Genomic DNA, 21201 nt, shown 5'->3' with positions numbered 1-21201 from the left:
TACCCAGTACAGATTTACTGTTTTACTTATGCAATTTTTCGATGCTTTTTTGAATGACACGTCGAATAATATATTCAATATTATCGAATGCCCAATAAACCTTTAATAGAAAAGTCGACCTTAACTGCCGCAGCGCGGTTTTACCGGCGATATCAATGTAGTTGGCGGCGACCGTTGTTAACGTTTGGGTGTGCAAATTGTTATCAACAAACGTATTCAATCTGTCAAAGTAGTCACGAGACAACCAGTCGTCGATTTGTTCCGGACTAGGCGTTTCTAAGCCTTTGTCAGCAAAATACTCATAACTATACGAGGTTTTACCAATAGCGAATGGAATTCGATTATATATGTACTGTTGTGCTTTCGTTGGTGGCTTGTTTTGATGCGCAAAACTCTCAGATTTGTTGTCGAAAGCCGCTTTACACGTTTGCATATATTCGTTTTGCTTTTCTGCGGACCACTGCTCTAAAACATACCCTTTTGCAGACCATTGCCCGTCTGTCTTAACCACTGCGCCTGCACCAAGTTTGTCCGACAAAAAGTGTAACTTGCCCTCAAAGTTTTCAAGATCAGTGAGAATCTTTAACGGGAAAGGAATACTGACTTTATCAAGGATATCAAACAAGGGGGGGAGATACTCAAGATGACCAATCCAAAGCACAAATCCATCTTCAATATATTCGCGTTTTTTATCTAAGTGATATTTTAAATGGTGGTCGACAGCATGAAAATCATGACAATATAAACCCAAGTATTTCTTGAGACGCATATTATGTAAGGCGATTGAATCGATACATAAAAGCTTTGAACGATCTCTTTTTACAATTTCAGGCAGGTAAAAATAGTCGATTGGAAAATATACGATTTTTTTGCCACGTTTTTTTTGCGTAATTAACCAACTAAGGGATGGCAACAGCTTAAAAATAAAAATGGCATCCGCGTCAACATGCTCTTCGAATTTGTCAAGTCGCAGAATATCAACATCAGAATGCTCTTCAAGATATTTAGCAACGTCGCTGCCCACCCACTCGGTTGAAGGCAATCCAACCAAAGGTAAAAAAGCTATTTTCGACGCTTTATTAGGTGTGTCCTGTACTTGCATCTCTTTGATATTCCTTGTTCTTTAAGACTGACAAACTGTACTTGCAGATCAATACGTTTGTGTGAGCTCGTCAATTTCAAATCAATATATCGGCATGTTGGAAAAAAAAGCAATAAATTAACTGAAAAGATCTGCCTACCAAATAATACAACCCGGTATTTTAGCTCTTCTTAAATGATGTCTATCTTTTTCCGCTGCTCGCTTCCTATCATATGGACCAAGTACGACTCTGAACCACCGGCCATTACTACCATTACTTTCTACAACGTTTGCTTCTAAGCCTTGAAACGCGATTTTAGCTCTAAGTGCTTCAGCTTTTTCCATTGTACGTACCGAGAAGCACTGCATAATGTATTTTTTATCTGATTTAGGCAGTTCTTCAACATCTACTTCAACTGAATATTCTGGTAAAGCATCTATGAAGGCCCACTCTTCTTCTTTTAATACCGGTAAATCATCTGCTTCGTATTTAGTAACATCATTAGCTTTTGATGAAGGTATTTCGTCATAACCGGCATTGTGACTAGGCTTATTGGCGATATCCTCTTTTCTACTGTTGGGCGTTGACTGCAAAAAATACAAACCAAAAACAAACCCTGCAACCAACAGAGACGCGATCGTGATGCGAAACCATGGTGTTTGATGCGATGCATTTTTTTTATTTTTCGAATTTTTTGTGTGTCGCTTTTTAGCTTGCCCACGTTTTACATAGTCTTGATGCGCCATAATTCCCTGCAACTATTATTTTTATTGAACCCCATACCTAATTGCGCATAGGGGGCTGCATAGTATAAATGCTATAAAAAGATTTTAAACTACAAACTTGACGCTTTGTGCTGAATCTTGCTCAAATCAAGCTAAGAGAAATCTTGCGGCTGCACATCTACTTGCCAACGTAGGCGACTGCTCAATTTATGCGCCTCTAACTCAACCAGTACTTGTCGCATTGCGGATATCAAATAAGCTCTTACACGACAATTAATAATCATCTGATATCGCATGCGACCTTGTTTTTTTTCAATCAAACAAGGCATAGGTCCGATAATTTTCACATTCTTAAATTGAGAAAGCATACTCTTAGCATAATTAAGAAATGCCATAACTTTATCAATGTCCCGTGACTCGACTCTAAGTAGCGCTTGAAAACTAAAAGGGGGCAAACTAGCACCTTCCCTTTCTTCCAGTAAACTTCTTGAAAAGTCCATGAAACCATTATTCACTAAGTCTTGCGTTAACGGGTGCTGAGGCTGGTGAGTCTGCATCCACACTTCTCCCGTTTTATTTGCTCTACCAGCTCTGCCACTGAGCTGCGTGATCAACTGCCCCATTTTTTCAGGCGCTCGAAAATCTGCGCTAAATAGTAAAGCATCAAGATCCAATACGATCGCTAAAGTGACATTCGGAAAATGGTGCCCTTTCGACAAAATTTGTGTGCCAACAAGAATTTGGTGTTTGTTCGAGTTAATAGCTTCCAAAATTTCGTTCAATCTTGCCTTACTGCGCGTAGAATCACTGTCTATCCTGACAGCGGAATAATCAGGGAAATATTGCGTTAAAAATTGTTCTAACTGCTCAGTACCCTGCCCCTGTGTGCTCAAATCATGATTTCCACATTGAGGACATTTTTGCGGTAAATAGGTATGTTCACCACATCGGTGACATTGTAAATTCCTCGCTAGACTATGCACAGTAAAGGGGCTTTCACAGCCATTACATGTTTCTACATGCCCGCATTGATGACAAAGTAAGCTAGGTGCAAATCCTCGGCGGTTAACAAAAATTAAGACCTGATTACCTTGGGCCAACTGTATTTGCATTTTATCCAGCAGCCCTTGTGCGATGCCGCACAAAAGAGATTGCCCGGTAATATTTAACAAGTGTTGACTGGGCAAGCTAGCATCGCCAGCCCTGCTGGTTAAGGTTAGATGATGATATTTTTTAGTATTGGCATTATGCAATGACTCTAACGACGGTGTTGCACTCCCCATGACTAGGGGGATATCTAATTTCACCGCCCTATATACAGCTAAGTCACGTGCATGATAGCGTAAACCATCTTGTTGCTTAAAAGAATCGTCGTGTTCTTCATCTACGATAATCATGCCTAAATCTTTAAACGGTAAAAAGATGCTAGAACGAGTGCCAATGACGATACCCACATCACCACGACGAGCTTGATGCCAAACCTGCATGCGTTGGGTGTCAGTTAAACCAGAATGCATTGATGCCACAATATCGCCAAAACGTGTTTTGAAGCGCGACACTGTTTGGGGCGTTAAACCAATCTCAGGCACCAGAATCAGTATTTGCTGACCTGTATTCAAGATTTTTTCAAGCACCTGAAGATACACTTCTGTTTTACCACTACCGGTAATACCATCAAGTAAAAAACCGCCATATCCGGCGCTTCGATTGATTGCAGAAATTGCAATTGCCTGTTCGACATTCGCGTCGAATTTTTCTGTCACATCAAGTTTATTCTGCCATCCACCTTGCGGTTCGGTAATTTCTACCTGCTCCAAAAACTGTTTGTCTTTTAAGGCATTAACCGTTTGTGTGGAATACACGTTCTTAATATCTGCTTTACGTCGCATGCCGTCCATTAATTCACGAAATAAAGACAGTTGCCGTTTTGCGCTACTGAGAGACTCTACGGCTACTTTTCTATCAATACTTTCAGGAATTTGAAAGTAATCGGCTTTGCATTCGGTTAGAACGTTGTCTTTACGAAGACTCGCAGGCAACATCGTAAATAGTGTTTCGCCTATCGGATGCAAATAGTATTCAGAAAGCCACGCCCCAAGCATCATGATATGCGTTGATAGCGCGGGAAAATCATCAAGTATTGCTTCTATACTCTTAAGCTTGCTCTCATCGTAATGCACATCAACATCTAGAGAACTTACAATGCCGACCACGCTTTTTTTCCCGAACGGCACAGATACACGACTTCCAATACTGAGCTTGTCGGCATTCGTTAGCTTATCTGGTAATCGATAGTCAAACACTTTGCGAAGCGGAACTGGAATAGCGACTTGGATAATCTTCACTGAGTGACATTGTTCGTGAGTTGATAATTGATTTATTTAGAATAACAGGACTTAGACCGCTTCACTACTAAGATAGAGCTAACCCACTTCACATAGTTAGTGCATGGAGTTGTGGCAACGGTACTGTGCTTGGTCAGCAAAAATTAGATGACATGAGTAATGAAATTACCGCTGTCCCTAAACTGCTTGATTTACTGAATGTAAAAGGATGCGTAAACATACCGTCAAGCGCACAATTCAAAATTAGAGATTATGCTACCAATCTTCTTTTAAATTCACTCGGTAGTATATTGCCTTGTGATTCATGTGGTCTTTCTTTATTATAGCTCTTCATCCATGCCCAACTTAATCCATGTATTTGAGATAATGCGTTGAATAAGTGGGGAGTGAGAGCCTCTCTCTGTGCGCCTATCTGCGCCTTAAGGTATCTAATAACAATACGACTTTAACATACACAACCCCAGATTTGACGCACATCCCCATACTTTAATAATATTTCGCTCAGTTCACAGATTTCTAACCCTTCAAAGTGAATCAAATTTTGCTAATTTAAATATCCCCACAATCCTAAATAGCAAGATGCATGAAATCGAACACATCAAAAGAAAAAAAACAAACATAAAAACGTCGAATTCTTGCTGAAAAAAAGCAAAATAAAACATGCCCAAAGATACACTAAAGAAACCATTGAAAAGCGTAAAATACATTTTTTTTGCGTAATGAAATCTCAACTTTAATCGACCTATCTTCACCTTTTCTACCTTCAGAAACAAATTCCTAAAAGCAACTAAGACAATACTTGAAACACATATTGCAGATATTAAAGCCAACTGCACGTCATCAATTTGATTAGAGCTATTAAAAAATGTGAACATATAGTAGAACTGGAAACATAGTGATAGAGTAGAAATTGCCAAAGCAACATTAAGAATAGCGGAATATTGTTTAACAATTTTACTAGGAATCCTATAGGTGAAATATTCTCTATCAGGATCTATTTTGTACGAAAGGGCATTCAAAAATAGCGTACCACTATTGTCTTCATAAAAAGCCATATTTACTCTCAGATATAGTAAAAATAAATTAAGCAGCCATTTCACGAATGGCTGCTCTTTGCATTAGCTTGACAAGCTTATAATAACCCCACCACCAGCAGTCAAAACAGCTGCGGATGCTGCTAATCCAGCCCCCACCACCGCACCTGCGGCAAGAAAAGGAATTACTGCTGCAGTTGCTGCACCAAGCAATACAAATCCAACACCAGCCAACAAATTTGCTCCTGAAGAGCGACCTGCACCACTATCATTGTCTTTAGGGCGTTGCTCTTCTTCTGTTACTGTTGTGTCTGCAATCTCACCACCAAATACAAAATTCATTTCATAAGCGGTTAAATCTCTAATATCTTGAGACATATTATTTTCCTTTAAAGTTCTTATAATTTGAGCGCTACCGCTCTCCATACTGCACCTTTTGGTACATCCAATTGCAAAATACAATCGAATCCTTCTCCTTCTTAGCCAGCCGTCAGAGCCAACTCCTCAGATATGTTTGTTTGCCGAACTTGTGACTTAGGCTCTATCAATACACCGTTTTCAATTTGAATAAGGCGATCTGCCGACTGTATTACCGCTTCTTTATGAGCAACGGTAATACGTGTTACCGGTAAAGACTTTATATGCTTTAAAATGGCTTTTTCATTTTCTGCATCTAGGTTGGCCGTCCCTTCATCCATCACTAGAAACGTGGGATTGCGATACAATGCCCGTGCAAGTAGTAAACGTTGCTGCTGTCCGCCTGACAATGACGATCCCATATGACCAATTAAGGTATCGTATTTCATTGGTAAGGTTTCAATGTCCTTAATGATGGATGCATTTCGCGCTGCCAGTTCCATTTGCTCCGGATCTACATCCTGGTCAAAGAAAGTAATATTGTCAGCAATACTGCCTGACATAAGCGAGTCTTGTTGCATAACACTGCCAAATGCTTGCCTGTAATGGCGCATATCTAGGCTTTCGAGAGGCTTGTTATCAATTAGTATCTGTCCCTTAGTTGGCTTCGCTAATCCCAGCACTAGCTTGAGCAATGTTGTTTTGCCTCCCCCAGAAGGTCCAGTAAATACCAGCATTTCACCCGCTTCAGCGATAAACGATAACCCTTTCAGGATCCAAGGATCAGCATCACCATATTTAAACCAAACATCTTTGAATTCAATTTTACCCAGAAATTCAGGAAGCGTTCTTGTATTGCCTTGTTGTTGTGGTGTCGCTTCCCTATCAATTAGCACCGAATCTAAGTCTGCTTCCGGGCGTTCGAATGCAATATCAGCTAATCGCTCAAGGTGCAGGGATAACATTTTAAAATCGAATATACGCTCGATAAGTGCTTGGATATTGCCACTGAACTGTTGCTTGTAGGCCATAAAGGCGAATAGCATGCCAATACTCAAGTTATTTTCAAAAATTAACTTAGCTCCAAGATAGACGACTAATACATTTTCAATACCGAATAAGACACCTTGAAACGAGCCAAAGAAAACCAGTATCCGAGCAGCACTTATTCTGCTGTTCACCTTATTGATAAGGCTATTTAACCATGTGGCTTCTCGCTCATTTTCGCGCCCAAATATCTTGATAGTTTGGATTGCACTAACACTTTCGATAAAGGTAGTATTTTCTTTTGCTCCAGCCACAATCGCTTGTTTGTTTCGCGCCTTGATTAGTCGAAATAAAGCAAAGCGGACTATGCTAAATACGATGATGGCAATCATAACAACAAGGGCTAACTGGGGAGCATATAACCACATGATAATACCTGTCGTTATCGCCATGACTCCATCAATAATTGCAGCAGCAATACCTTCAGAAAAGAGATTACCAACCGGAGAAGTTGATCCGAAACGACTTAATATATCGCCCATATGGCGCTTTTCAAACCATTGCATAGGTAGATACATTAAGTGATGAAACAGGTTTCGCGTCATCTGAATACTTAAGGAATTGCCTAAGTAGAGCATTAACATAGAGCGCATAAAACTGGTTACTACATTGATTAACATCAATAATGTAAAGCCAGCAGCTACCACAAAAAGCAAATCAGTATCGTATTTTGGTACGACCTCATCAATCACAATTTGCATATAGAAAGGGGAAGCAAGCGCAATAATTTGAATGACTACAGACAATATCAATGTATAGAAAATCGACTTTTTCAATCCTGTGGTACTCGACCACAAGTCTGTGAGTTTCATTTTTTTGGGCGCTTCTTTTTGCCTAAAATGCTCTGTCGGATATAACTCTATTGCTACGCCAGTGAAATAAGGGGAGACTTGATCCAATGTTAAGGTTAGCTCTCCTTGAGCAGGATCGTGAATGGTGACTTTATTGCCTCTCACCCTTTTTAGCACAACAAAATGATTCATTTCCCAATGCAAAATACAAGGTGCATTTAACTTCTCAAGTGCAGACAATTTTGCTCTAACAGGACGCCCTTGTAGTTGCATTTTACCTGCGGTATGCAACAAACCTTTAAGGTTAGAACCATTTAATGAAACAGGATATGACTTTCGTAACTCTATAATATCTGTCTGCCAACCATAGTAATTGGCTACCATTGCTAGACATGCTAATCCACACTCAGACGCTTCAGTTTGATAAATTAACGGAAGTTTACGGCGCGATGAAAAACGAATTTTACTCATTAGCCTAGCTGCATGTGAGATACTCATTTAGCCGGCCCTCTGAAATCTAATAAAGGGATCAAGAAACCATTCATACAAGCGTCTCGATGCTAAAACAATATCAGCCTTAACATGCATATTAGGTTTTAATGGTATGGTTTTTCCATAAGCATCAACAAACTGTTGATCAAGTTTTACCTCTAATCGATAAGACGGTCCATTTAGTGTGACCGAACTGGGCGTTTCTGATGGTGTAAATAAAACATCCGTTATGCTTTCGACTCTCCCACTATAAGTACCGAATTTACGATAGTCGTATGCATCAAAGCTTAATTTCACGACTTGGTCTTTTTCAATAAAACCAATGGCACTTGCTGGCACGTACAAGTATGCATGTAATAACTGATTCTTGGGTACAATAGATAGTAAAGGTATTCGACCGCTAACTGTTGATCCTTCCACTACCTGCAAACCCGAGACAATACCGTCTCTTGGAGCAACGATATAGGTAAAGCGTTCATTTTCTAACGAGAGAAGTTGCTCTTTCAGAGAGAGGCGGTCTCTATCCAATACTAAGATATTCTGATCATGCCCGACTGACAATTCATCTTTATCGTTTGCAGCTCTGCCTATTTGATTCTCTAACTCAATAACTTGCCTTTTGAACGACGAAAGCTGCTTAGTATGATTCAGAAGTTCTATTTTCTGACGGCTATACTCTGCTCTCGAGAAGTAGCCTTGTTCGACAAGAGTTCCTGTTTCATCAATGATAGCTTGAGTATCAGAGATAATAGCCTTCTGTAGCTCAATCTGATTTAGCACTTGAACAAGGGATTTTTTGTTCCTAGCTTCATTGTCAATTATGTGATTTAAAGCGCTATCGTAACGTCGCTTTTCGTTATCTTGATTGGTGGTAATTAACGCTAACTTCTGCTTGACTGTTTCGACTATGGCATAGTCCGCAGCTTCACCATTTTCGTTAACCCGGTTAACTTCGATTGAAAATAGGCGATCCCCTTTTCGAACACTATCACCTTCAGATACAAAAAGATTAGCAACAGAACCGACCTTAGGCGCATAAACTTTAGCAACTCCGCTTGTAGGAACAAGTTCACCGACTCCCGAAACCTTAAGGGAATATTTTCCCAAATAGAGGTAAACAGCAATGATAAAAATAAAAGCAGAAATAAAAAACGAAATTAAACCAATTGACGGCGGACTGATAATTAATACATCACCCCACAGTTTTTGCCTTTGATGATCAACGGCCTTTTTACGAAACAAATCCATTTGAACTTTCCTAACGAACTACGTAGGTACAACAAGTAACATTAAAAATTTAGGGGCGGGAGTATAATCATCGAATTGGTAATGTCAACACAACAAAGCATAAAAAATAGCCGCCTTAGAGGATAGTTTCAGAGCAGGATTAGAGTGGAATTGCTTTTAGGGGAGAATTAAAATGCTCTTGTCCTGAAACTTTGGCTTTCCAAGAACAAAAATTCCTTGAACGCTTAGCTTATTATTGGTAGTATCCGCGTCCGAAATTTATGGATTGTTGTTTATAAGCATATAAATAACGGTGCATTACGATTAATAATCGCTTGGTGTTTAGTGTATAGCTAATATTTAGCTAAGGGCTTTATAGCGAGGCGGCCTAATAAATAAGGTATCCCAATGAAACCAGGTATTCACCCAGAATATAACGAAATTAAAGCAACTTGTTCGTGTGGCAACGTGATGAACATCCGTTCTACAGTGAAGAAAGATTTAAATCTTGACGTATGTTCTGCATGTCACCCATTCTACACAGGTAAGCAACGTAACGTTGATACTGGCGGACGTGTTGATCGCTTTAAGAAACGTTTTGGTGCCTTGTCTTCTAAGTAAGGCAACACTCTATACATTTCAAAAGCGCCTTATAGGCGCTTTTTTTATATCTAATTCCTTGCCTTGTCCCCAAGGTCAAAAAATTTATGTTATCGTAAGTCTCAGATACCACGAGGATTTTTAACGTATTCACGTTTTGGAAAATTTTTAAATGTCAGATTTTCGTCAAAGAGCTTTAGACTATCACGCACTGCCAACACCTGGAAAAATTAAAGTTGAATTAAGTACGGCCGCGGAAAACGTGGATGACCTCGCCTTAGCATACAGCCCTGGCGTTGCAGAACCCGTAAAAGAAATAGCCGCAGACCCTAACGCAGCCTATAAATATACAGCAAAAGGCAATATGGTAGCTGTGATTTCTAATGGTACTGCTATTCTCGGTTTAGGAAACCTAGGGCCACTTGCTTCAAAGCCTGTCATGGAAGGTAAAGCACTATTATTTAAGCGCTTTGCAGGCATTGACTCGATTGACATTGAAGTTAAGCATCGCACAACAGAAGAGTTTATTAGTACCGTAGCAAATATCGCTGACAGCTTTGGCGGTATCAATTTAGAAGACATTAAAGCCCCAGAATGCTTTGAAATTGAACAAGAATTAATTAAACGCTGCAAAATTCCTATTTTTCATGATGACCAACATGGTACTGCAATCGTCACAGCTGCAGGTATGCTTAATGCGCTAGAAATTCAAGGTAAAGACATCAATGAGGCTCGCATAGTTTGCATGGGGGCTGGCGCTGCAGCGGTTGCATGTATGGAGCTACTCATAAAATGCGGCGCTCAACGTGAAAAAATTTACATGCTTGATCGCAAAGGCGTGATTCATACTCGTCGAGGTGATTTAACAGAACATAAAATGTTATTCGCAAACAATACGGACAAGCGCACAATTGAAGACGTAATGACCGGCGCAGATGTATTTTTAGGCGTGTCAGGACCAGACTTGTTGCAGCCTGAGAGCTTAGCGTTGATGGCGCCAAATCCTGTTGTGTTTGCATGCTCGAACCCTGATCCTGAAATAAAGCCCGAACTTGCTCATGAAGTAAGAGACGATTTAATCATGGCGACTGGTCGCTCTGATTATCCAAACCAAGTCAATAACGTGCTTTGTTTTCCATTCATATTCAGAGGCGCACTTGATGTGCGTGCAACAGAGATAAACGACGCAATGAAAGTGGCAGCCGTAAATGCGTTGAGAAGCGTATCTAAAGAGCCTGTGCCGCAATCAGTTTTAGATGCATCCAATATCGACAACCTAAGCTTTGGTAGAGATTACATTATTCCTAAGCCAATGGACCCTAGATTATGTGAGCGTATTGCAACGGCAGTTGCGAAGGCAGCAATAAATTCTGGCGTTGCACAAATCGATGAAATGCCTTCTCATTATTAAATATCCAGAGTTAGGGTTAAATAGTAATTGCTAATTGTGTGACATAATTATTGTACTTGGCGCTGGTATTGGCGGGTGATGATTTTTGTTTTTTATGAACGACTCATCTGTTAAGCCGTGGAGAAAATTAATTAGGTCGTCGCGTTCTTGCTTTGTCATATCAAAGCCTTTAACAAACTGGCTCTTCCATGGATTATTTATACCTTTACCTCTACCACCAGCAGCGTAAAACTCAATGACGCCAGCTAAACTGGCAATCGAACCGTCATGCATATAAGGACTTGTTAGCGCGACATTTCTCAAGGTTGGAGCACGAAAATGTCCCATGTCTGATCCCTCCAACGTTACATCAATTAAACCTTGATCGTCTATTGGATATGCACCATTTCCATCTTCATTGTACAAACCGGTATTGTGAAACGCCTTTAACGTAAGTGTTTGAAAAGCGTGTTTACTAGACTGCGTAAAATTAAATCCGCCATGACAATGAAAGCACTCCATTTTTTCAGAAAAGAATAATTCCATGCCTCTTAATTGTGAAGGAGACAAAGCCTCATCTATTTGGCGATAAGCATAATCATCAAATGCGGAGTTAAACGAAACAAGGCTCCGTACAAAGCTCGCGAGTGACTTAACGATACGGTCGAAATTTAAAACGCTGTCGCCAAAAGCGGCTCGCGTTAACGATTTGTAATCAGCTGTGTTAAATCGCGCTAAAATTACGTCTTCAAAATTTGTGACACCCATTTCAATAGGCGTATCAGCGAATAATGGGATCATAAGCTGCTGTTCTATATGCCGCAAGCCGTTGTGAGACCAAGTCAGGGTGCCGGCATAAGCAACATTAACTAAGGCCGATGCATTGCGTTTTAATGTCACGCCCGAAGCGCCGACCGAGCGCGCTTTAGGTTCACTAAATGCACGTTCAGGCAAATGGCAGCTCGCACATGCAGTCGTATTATTAAAAGAAAGAGCCCTTGCAAAAAATAAGGCACGACCTAACGCTACTTTCTCTTTGGTCATCGGATTATTTTCTGGTATGTCTGGCGCAGGGAAGCCTTGCGGCAAATCCCACTCATATGGCTGAGCACGCTCACCACAAGAAAGTAAAAGCAGAACAATGGTAAGAATACTGACTAATTTGGCTGCCACGTAAATACCCGATTATTGACTAGGTTACTTGTTAACACCTCACATGAGGCTTTTTGACTTTGCATGAACATACAAGATTGCTCGCTAGTTAATTCGGTATTGTCAAGCAACCGTTCTAGATGTATCTGCATATTTAATCGTCTGCCATACTCATTGTTGTTGCCTTCAAGACGCCGATTATCTATGTGTAACGGCACAATAATTTCGAATTGATTCGCTTGCTTGCAAGGTGCTGGCGGCGGGCGAACAACCGCGACACTTTCACAACCCACGCTCCCCAAATGGAACAACCAATCATCCTCTTCTGATTGCATGTCGACGCGCATAAATTTGTGCCCTTGACGCCACGACCAAAACATCTCTGCGTTATTTAGTGGTGGCGCTTGAATAAGTGGATTGAGATGGTTTTGTTCAAACGGGACAAACAATGAAAATTTAAGTTTTACAATGTCATCCAAAACGACATTTGGTAAATAAAACTTAACCGTAGCATTTGTGTTTTTATCATTGCTGTCGCTACATCTGGCAACTAAATTAATGAGTGTTGTCTGCTCAGTCTGCCAATCATTTGGTACGTTCTCCACATGTAACCAACGGCCACCATCAACACCGACATGAATGTTTGATACAAAGAAAGCAAACTTATTAATTCTCCATTTTTTTGCCGCTAAATCGACTTCAGCGCCACATAGCACCTGTTTTTGTTTATACGTGAGTACAAAAGTCAAATCGACCCAATTGTCATTCGTTACATTGGCATTTTGAGAACACCCGACAATTCCAAAAAATATGGCTATACTTATTAAAAGTAATCGAGACAAGACACCTTTGTTAATTACTTTTTCTTTTGCTGTGTTGCCACCTAAAAACATGGAAGTGCCATAACCTGATGAAAATGAATGAAATGATCAGCGGAGATATTCGCATGAAAACCATGACGCTACCAGTCTTGATGAGTAGCCTAATGACGCTATGTGTCATATTTTTTAGCCACTTTGCAAATGCGCATGGCGAAGACGATAAAGCGCGGTTTGTCTCTGCGTCAGGAACGGATAGTGGCGCGTGCGACAACAGATTTAGGCCCTGTAAGAGTATTGCCTATGCAGCTTTGCAAGCGAATAAGGGCGACAAAATATTAGTAGCACAAGGTTCATATTCCGTAAATGATGACAATGGCCTACTGTATTTAATTTCAGATTTAAAGCCAGTATTAGGCGGCTTTAATGCATTGGATAATTTTCAAATCCAGCAACCCGACAAATCAATATCTTATTTAACCGGTGTACCCGCTGAATATGCACGCTTGCTTGAAGAAAAAGGCTTTCACGCCATCATTGACAGTAAAGCAGTATTATCTTCTTCGACCAAAGCTGGCCTAAGTAGTATAAACGCGATGCGAACACGACATTCGGCAAGTGAGTGCATAGACAATGATTCATCGGGGTTCGAATGTAAGAACATTTCACTATTAAGCCATATCCCATTAATTGACTTTCCAACAAACAGTTTTGCTGCCAATGATATTTGGGGGCATGTCGACTTAAATACGATGGACGAATACGCATTACTTGGCCTATCAAATGGTATTGCTGTCGTGAAGGTAAGTGATCCAGAAAACCCTGAAATAATTGGCTCTGTCTCTGGCCAAAGCACCTCATGGCGAGACATAAAGGTTTATCAATTTTATTCGCAGGAGAGACAACGTTGGTTGGCTTACGCATATGCCAGCGCTGACAATGTGACAGAAGGCTTTTCAATATTAGATTTAAATGCACTGGAAAAGGGCGTCAGCCTAGTGGCCCGAATTACGATCGATAGAAGCGGTCACAATATTTATATTAGCAATGTTGACTACACAACTAACACAGCCATAAGTGACAAAAAAGCAATGTTGCATAATGTGGGTGGTAGAGCAAATGGTGGCGCCTGGAATACGTATTCTCTCGAAAACCCAGAAAAACCTGAAAGTCGCTATACGCCTGATGGTCTAAACCGCGAGGATTATAGCCATGATATTAGCTCCGTCGTCATAGAGGATGAAAGAGCCCTAAACCACTGCGATCAAAACGCGACAAGCTGCAATATTATCATCGATTTTAATGAGGACGAACTTCGTTTATGGCAACACAACACAGAAAACACGGCTAATATGTTGGGCAGTAGCACATATCCAAATGCCGCTTATGTCCATTCTGGTTGGTGGAGTGAAGACAAAAAATATGTGCTACTCCACGACGAATTAGATGAGCCTAGATTTAACCTCAATACCACGGTGCACATTTTCGACATTACCGATTTATCAGAGCCCACCTTGGTATCTACTTGGACAGGGCCAACGCGAGCTACTGACCACAATGGCTTTACTCGTGGCAATAAATACTACATGTCTAACTATGAACGAGGCCTAACAATACTCGACATTGCTGATCCAGAAAATCCTCAAGAAGTGGGTTTTTTTGATACTTTTGGTGCATCAAATAATGCGTCGACCAATGGCAATTGGGGAGTATATCCATATCTGCCCAGCGGTACTTTGCTTGCTAGCGATATTCAAGGCGGTCTATACATTTTGAAAGACCATACTTTATTGGATGGACAGACAGCCGTAAGGTTTTCGCAAACCGAAATGACAGTTGAAGAAGGAACTAGTATCCGAATTCCTGTTGAAAAACAAGGTAATGCGGCGATGTCTGTCAATTTCCATATCATAGCTGGCTCTGCAAACCTAGATGACTTTAGCGCAGTCAATGGCACGTTGGAATGGACGCAAGATGACTCAGCGCCTAAATATATCGATATTGATATCGCTGAAGACAATATACGTGAAACTGATGAGTTATTCTTTGTTCGCTTGTCCAATCCTCAACAAGGCACAATAGACAACTCTGCGACGACCGCTTTTATTACCATTAATACTGAAGATGTATTTAGAGGTCAAGCCAACTTTGCCGCGTCGGAATTGAGCGTAAAAGAAATAGATGGCGCCATATCAATCGCACTTGAACGTGCGGGGGGAAGCGATTCATCATTGGAAGTAAATGTAGAGATCATTGGTGGAAGTGCCGCAAACACCGAATATAATTTGACGAACACATCCGTCCGTTGGGACGATGGCGACACCGCCACAAAAGACATTGTTTTATCGATTATTGATGATGAAGAAACTGAAGAGACCGAAACTATCATTATTCGATTGGCATCAAACACAGCCGGCATTTTAGGCGCACAATCTGAACTACAAATTAATGTTCGAGACGATGAATCCAATCAAGCGCCAATGGCAAATGCAGGCGCAGACCTGCAGGTGAATACGCGACAAACTGTTCGAATGAATGGCATCGCGTCAGATATTGAGAGTGACGTAACTATTCAGTGGTCGCAGACATCTGGCACACCGGTCACCTTAAACTTTGCAAATAGTACGAACATGAGCTTTATTAGCCCGCAAACTGAGACGACCCTAAGGTTTTCAATGACAGTAAGCGATGACTTTGGCGCAGAATCTTCCGACGACATAGTGGTAAATGTTGTGGCACCTCCACCAGCAAGTAGCGGCGGGGGTGCTATTTCCGTTTGGTTTATTGTAGCGATTCTGTTGCTTCGATTTATTAGAACTAAATAACCCGAATTCTAGATAAATAAGAAAAAGGCCATGAAAAACATCGGTTCTGTCATGGCCTCTACCTGTGAACACGGATAAATTCGTCCGCTTTACTTAAGGAGCCTCATTAACTGCGTCAATCAGTTATCTTTAAGTACGATGTTTTTAAATGTCACATTACCGTTTGGATTTCTAACATCATGATCCATGATAAACACTAAACTCACTGAGGGGTGGGTAAAATACTCGCCAACAGGAATTCTAAACGTTTGATAGTCGCCATTTCCGGTGTACGTAAAATCACGTATCCCCCAACTCTGGCGTCCACCTAGTTGAAAAGCGCGATTTGAATAAATACCGTCATTCGGGAAAATCCCAATGCCGTGAATTTCACCTTGAGCCGTAGATTTATATTCAAATTCTAAAATTGACGTTGGTTTTATTTCTTTGTTGGGGATACTTACAGCCTCCCATTTATTACCAACGATCTCAATCCCTAGGCCATTTTCTACAATCGTAACTGTCCCCTCGCCATTTTGGTCGGCACGCAACGGATTTATACTCAGTTGTCCTAAATTTATCGCTTCAGGCGACGGTTCTGGTGAAGGAGAAGGCTCTTCAGGCTCGGGATCTGAAGGTGCCTCGGCTCCCTCCTCATACACCCGAATATTGCTATAAGTACTGTTAGCGCCAGCGACTAATCGATCGTTATCATGGACAAAAAACAAACGGTTAATTGGCCCTTGATAATAGTCACCCACTCTAATACTAATTCGTTGTTTGTTGCCGGAGCCGTCATATCGAACGTCTCGAATTCCCCAACGTTGGAAGCCATAGATACTAAACGTACGCTGCGGGTTAGCCCATGATCTGCTATCAAACCCAATGCCTTGTATTTCAGCTTCAATATCACTAGAAAATTCAAATTCCAGTATCGTATCTGCCGTGATCTCATAGTCAAATGCGATGCTTTTCCATGTATTCCCCTCTAACACTAATTCATAGGGTGTTGCACCAATCGTCGCACCGCCTTGATTGTCTTGCCCTGGATCGTGACTTGAAATAGTTGACTGTTCAAAATTGATAAACACGCCATCACTCACTGGGGTTTCTACCTCTATTTCAAAAAACTGCGTGTCTTGACCGACAGCATTTGAGACTGTAATTTGCACCGGATGCTCACCAACATCGTCAGTGTTAGTTACCCAAACAAGCGTACCATTACTGTCTATCGTCATTTCGTCAGGTGCAATATCTAAGGTATATGTAAACGGCGCAGTCCCAGTAATGTCAAGGGTATTGTCGCTATCATAACGATATGAATTTCCAGCAATAACGGTAGTATTCGGGTTTGACGTTATACTCGGCGCGGTGTTTGCCACTTCAATAATACATGCGTTAAAGCCATTCGTATTCGCGTCAATAACGGGTGCCATCTGCTCTATACTACATGCTGAAAACTCATTTCCACCGCCACCGGCATTAGGATTCATAACAAAGCCACTAGGTGTACTAGCGCACGCTGTGCCGCTTTGGTTGTCGTGTGGCGCGCCAAAATTATGGCCTAGTTCATGCGCAAACACGATAGAAGTAAGCGAACCAACTCGCTGAGTTAATCCAACGGCAAACTTGTTACATAAAGCACCAACGTATGCTATACCAACGGTTGAACCATCTAAATTCTTACCGGTAAATAAGTGTCGTAAGCCCGGATTAGGCGTTCCTTCATCTCTAAATTTAAATAGTAGCGCTTGTGGGTCGGTCTCTATAAAATCACCATTGTCAGATAACTCTGTAATGTCTTCAACCGAAATACTCACGCCTAGTTGATTACTAAAAATGCCATCCGCAATATTCAAATACTCTAACATTTCAAGTGTTGCTGTTGCGCGGCTTGTAGAACCAACAAACTCAGTATCAGCAACAAGCGAAATTTTTATCTCTTTCCCCGCACTCGACGTTGCGGTTTTTAAATCTTGTACAAAACTGCTATATGTTTGACTAGCGGTAAGTTGCGAGTTGTGCAGCGCACACGTGCCAGAACTATCCATATCACGGATATCTACCAGTACGCTTAAATTTTCTTTTTTGCCAAGTATTGCCGAATATCCCTCTAAAGACTGCGACGTTAGTCTAGATTCTATCTCGGCTAAATTCTCCAGAAAATACAACGAATCTCCGTCATAAAAAGCACCCGTCACTTGATTATTTTGTCTTGAAAAACGCACCCATGACTCGTCTATACCTTTTATTTTTCCTTCAAGAAGGAAATGCTCACCACTTCCTCCATTTGTATTCATTAACGACATTAGCTGCTTGTTCTCAGTCAATTCAAAATTTAGCTTACGCCCATTTACTTGAATACTGTAAGAAAAGTCGCTTCCTTTCAGGGCTTGCATAGCTGCTCTGGTTGGTTCAACAACAACAGCGCGATGAATAGAAGTATGTGTATCGTGATGATGCTCGCCAGCAAGCACTAAGAAAGAAAAAAGAATGAGAGGTAATAATAGCGCTAGTTGCCTAGCACTAGCTTTTATGGCGCTGTAAAACGTATTCATTAAAATACCTAAATAAATGGATAGTGAAGTAGCTAATTAAAGATACTTATTCTAAAGAAGCATACGTGCCAATAATAGAGTCTGGCATATGACACACTATGCATAAGTATTAGGCTTTATACATAAGGTACTACCAGATATAAAAACGGCTACTATAAGCTAGTAGCCGTAAAATCAAAAATTAACGCGTTCCTGAAAACTAAGTTAGCGCATCAATCACGCTGCTTTTTCGGCCGCATCCTCGCCCTTATCCGCTGGGTTTAAAAGCAAATAATCAAATGCAGCAAGTGCGGCCTTGGATCCTTCGCCCATCGCTACAACGATTTGCTTGTAAGGTACCGTAGTCACATCACCGCAAGCAAAAATACCGGTTTGGTTAGTTTGTCCTTTTTCATTGATAATGATTTCACCATGCTTTGTCAAATCTACAATGCCTTCAACAACTTTTGAGTTAGGCACTAAACCGATTTGAACAAAAATTCCTTGTAAATCTTTTTTATATACCTCACTCGTCGCTCGGTCTGTGTATTCAATCGCAGTCACTTTTCCGTTTTCAGCCACCACTTGATTAGTTGCTGCATTTTTAATTACGGAAATGTTATCCCGCTTCCCAAGCTGCTCAACTAGCACTTTGTCCGCCTTTAGCTCTGGCAAAAATTCGAATACGGTAACACTGTTAACGATACCCGCTAAATCTAGCGCTGCTTCTACGCCACTATTACCCCCACCAATGACTGCGACATCTTTTCCTTTGTAAAAAGGGCCATCACAGTGTGGACAATAAGCAACACCATTGCCGATATTTTCTTTTTCACCTGGCACTCCTAACTCTCTCCAATTTGCCCCAGTAGCTACAATGATTGTGCGAGTCTTGAATGACTCACCATTGTTAAGCGTAATGGTTTTTAAATAACCATTGTCTATACTTTCAACACGTAGATGTTCTTTCAACGTAACGTCGTAATCATTTAAATGTGCCATTAACGAACCGGTTAACTCTGGACCCGTTGTTTTTGGAACAGAAATCAAATTCTCGATACCCATGGTATCTTTAACCTGACCACCAAAACGGTCAGCAACAATGGTCACATTTAGGCCTTTACGGGCTGAATATATAGCAGCGGCAACACCGGCAGGGCCACCACCAATAACGGTAACATCTTGCAATGGTAGCTCAGGCTCAGCACTAGAGGCCTGAAGTATTTCGGGTGCGACATTACCAAGCTTCTCAATAATACCAGCGATTTCAACTTTACCACTTGCAAACACTTCGCCATTCAAAAATACCGTTGGTACACCTTGGATCTTATTTTCATCCACAAGCTCAGGGTAAACGCCTCCGTCGATCATTTCTGCGCTAATATTGTTGTTCAATAGCGCAAATTGATTCATCGCCTGTACAACGTCGGGGCACGCATGACAACTCAAACTCACATACACTTGAAAATCGAGTTTGTTGTTCACCTTCTTGACCATATTTTGAATACTTTCGTCAAGCTTCAACTGACTACCACCGGTTTGCAAGATGGCCAATATAAGTGAGTTAAATTCATGACCACCGGGCACTCCCGAAAATACAATGCCTGTCGCGTCACCATTTTTCTCAAGCAAAAATGAAACAGGCGATCTCAATTCACCTGCCATATCTCTTTCACTTACTTCAACCATGTCAGACACTGAAGCCAACTGCGTGAGCATATCGAGCAACTCTTCGCGTTTTTCATGCGCGCCTGTCTGCACAACTAAGGTAATTTTATGCTGTAAATCTTTCATGTACCCTTTTAAGGCATTTAATATATCTTGAGTTAACACGTTAAGTACTCCTAAATTAAGGCCGCAAAAACCTTACCGAAAACGCGCGGCATTATTTATCATGTGTAAGGGTTACAACCTGTGCAGGTTATAACGGGTATAGGTAGTTGAACATTGGAAGTAAATGGATATACAACGGAAGAACTAGCTGTGTATTCATTTACTTCCAATGTGACTCGCAGCATTGCTGCGAGTCAATATTGATTTTGTAAGCAAAATTTAGATTTTGCCAACTAAATCCAAGCTTGGAGTTAGTGTCGCTTGACCTTCTTCCCATGCTGCTGGGCACACTTCACCGTCATTGTTTGCAACGTATTGAGCTGCCTTCACTTTACGCACCATGTCTTTCGCAGAGCGACCGATACCCAAATCATGAACTTCAGCAACTTTGATAACACCTTCAGGGTTTGCCAAGAAAGTACCACGTAGTGCTCTTCCATCTTCTTCAATCAGTACGTCAAAACCGCGAGATAGAGTAAATACGTTGTCAGCAAGCATTGGGTAAGTCAATGTACCTATTGCTGGTGACGCATCATGCCATGCTTTATGCACAAAATGTGAATCCGTAGAAACTGCGTAAACTTCAACACCTAGCTCTTGTAATTCAGCGTAAGACTTTTGCATATCTTCTAGTTCTGTAGGACATACGAACGTAAAATCAGCTGGATAGAACAAAAAGATTGACCATTTGCCCTTAACGTCATCGCTAGTCACTGTTGTAAATTCACCGTTGTGAAAAGCTTCAACAGAAAAGTCAGGAATCGTTTTGTTAATCATAGACATTGCAGTTTTCCTCATAAAAATTAATGTTTGTGTAAATAACGTGATTGATTACGTTGATACATAAGATATAGATGTTCTAAAACAAAATAAAATGGAAAGAAACGATGCGCTTAATCAAAAAAATTGATTAAGCGCTCACGTCTGATTTAAAACATTCAATCAATCGTAGGAGAAGTATAGGCAC

The 21201-nt window shown here is 40.9% G+C and carries 15 protein-coding genes; 3 read left to right on the top strand and 12 right to left on the bottom strand.

Annotated elements, in window-relative coordinates:
* Positions 1 to 22 precede the first annotated feature (22 nt).
* The 7 genes from QQK00_RS17570 to QQK00_RS17540 form a co-directional block, all read right to left on the bottom strand.
* Positions 23 to 1102, bottom strand: a complete 1080-nt coding sequence (locus QQK00_RS17570; protein ID WP_284218988.1) for a hypothetical protein — start codon at positions 1100 to 1102, stop codon at positions 23 to 25.
* A 135-nt stretch (positions 1103 to 1237) separates the two neighbouring features.
* On the bottom strand, positions 1238 to 1828 hold the full coding sequence (locus QQK00_RS17565; RefSeq protein ID WP_284218987.1) for an SPOR domain-containing protein: 591 nt from the start codon (positions 1826 to 1828) through the stop codon (positions 1238 to 1240).
* Between the two features lie 131 nt (positions 1829 to 1959).
* The gene (gene priA, locus QQK00_RS17560) at positions 1960 to 4152 is read right to left on the bottom strand and encodes a primosomal protein N' (protein WP_284218986.1); all 2193 of its coding nucleotides are present in this window, start codon (positions 4150 to 4152) and stop codon (positions 1960 to 1962) included.
* 250 nt (positions 4153 to 4402) lie between these two features.
* The gene (locus tag QQK00_RS20545; protein ID WP_431307759.1) at positions 4403 to 4564 is read right to left on the bottom strand and encodes an integrase core domain-containing protein; all 162 of its coding nucleotides are present in this window, start codon (positions 4562 to 4564) and stop codon (positions 4403 to 4405) included.
* Between the two features lie 706 nt (positions 4565 to 5270).
* Entirely contained in the window at positions 5271 to 5564 is a 294-nt protein-coding gene (locus tag QQK00_RS17550) for a hypothetical protein (protein ID WP_284218985.1), read from the bottom strand.
* A 101-nt stretch (positions 5565 to 5665) separates the two neighbouring features.
* Positions 5666 to 7879, bottom strand: coding sequence for a peptidase domain-containing ABC transporter (locus QQK00_RS17545; protein ID WP_284218984.1), 2214 nt, complete (start codon positions 7877 to 7879; stop codon positions 5666 to 5668).
* A complete protein-coding gene (locus tag QQK00_RS17540) occupies positions 7880 to 9121 on the bottom strand; it encodes an HlyD family secretion protein (protein WP_284218983.1) in 1242 nt (413 codons plus the stop codon).
* Positions 9122 to 9508: 387 nt separating this feature from the next.
* On the opposite strand from QQK00_RS17540, the gene rpmE reads away from it, so the two are divergent.
* Both rpmE and QQK00_RS17530 read left to right on the top strand, forming a co-directional pair.
* On the top strand, positions 9509 to 9721 hold the full coding sequence (rpmE, locus tag QQK00_RS17535; RefSeq protein WP_284218982.1) for a 50S ribosomal protein L31: 213 nt from the start codon (positions 9509 to 9511) through the stop codon (positions 9719 to 9721).
* A 151-nt stretch (positions 9722 to 9872) separates the two neighbouring features.
* Positions 9873 to 11111 carry a malic enzyme-like NAD(P)-binding protein gene (locus QQK00_RS17530; RefSeq protein WP_284218981.1) on the top strand — a complete coding sequence of 413 codons (1239 nt, stop codon included), beginning with the start codon at positions 9873 to 9875 and terminating at the stop codon, positions 11109 to 11111.
* 30 nt (positions 11112 to 11141) lie between these two features.
* Here the strand turns inward: QQK00_RS17530 and QQK00_RS17525 are convergent, their stop codons facing one another.
* Entirely contained in the window at positions 11142 to 12263 is a 1122-nt protein-coding gene (locus QQK00_RS17525) for a methanobactin export MATE transporter MbnM (RefSeq protein WP_284218980.1), read from the bottom strand.
* Positions 12248 to 13135: an MbnP family copper-binding protein gene (locus QQK00_RS17520; RefSeq protein WP_284218979.1), complete on the bottom strand. Its 888-nt coding sequence runs from the start codon at positions 13133 to 13135 to the stop codon at positions 12248 to 12250. Before QQK00_RS17520 ends, QQK00_RS17525 begins: the two co-directional genes overlap by 16 nt.
* 17 nt (positions 13136 to 13152) lie before the next feature.
* Between QQK00_RS17520 and QQK00_RS17515 the strand changes: the two genes are divergently transcribed.
* Entirely contained in the window at positions 13153 to 15885 is a 2733-nt protein-coding gene (locus QQK00_RS17515) for a choice-of-anchor B family protein (RefSeq protein ID WP_284218978.1), read from the top strand.
* A gap of 119 nt (positions 15886 to 16004) precedes the next feature.
* Here the strand turns inward: QQK00_RS17515 and QQK00_RS17510 are convergent, their stop codons facing one another.
* From QQK00_RS17510 to ahpC, 3 genes are all read right to left on the bottom strand, one after another.
* Positions 16005 to 18422: a M12 family metallo-peptidase gene (locus tag QQK00_RS17510; protein ID WP_284218977.1), complete on the bottom strand. Its 2418-nt coding sequence runs from the start codon at positions 18420 to 18422 to the stop codon at positions 16005 to 16007.
* Between the two features lie 216 nt (positions 18423 to 18638).
* Positions 18639 to 20234 carry an alkyl hydroperoxide reductase subunit F gene (gene ahpF, locus QQK00_RS17505; RefSeq protein WP_284218976.1) on the bottom strand — a complete coding sequence of 532 codons (1596 nt, stop codon included), beginning with the start codon at positions 20232 to 20234 and terminating at the stop codon, positions 18639 to 18641.
* A gap of 219 nt (positions 20235 to 20453) precedes the next feature.
* Positions 20454 to 21017 carry an alkyl hydroperoxide reductase subunit C gene (ahpC, locus tag QQK00_RS17500; RefSeq protein WP_284218975.1) on the bottom strand — a complete coding sequence of 188 codons (564 nt, stop codon included), beginning with the start codon at positions 21015 to 21017 and terminating at the stop codon, positions 20454 to 20456.
* Positions 21018 to 21201: the final 184 nt, after the last annotated feature.

This window comes from Agaribacter marinus (assembly GCF_030160655.1).
GTDB lineage: Bacteria > Pseudomonadota > Gammaproteobacteria > Enterobacterales > Alteromonadaceae > Glaciecola > Glaciecola marina.
Note: the sequence above shows the minus strand (reverse complement) of the source record. Positions and strands in the feature narration are given on the sequence as shown.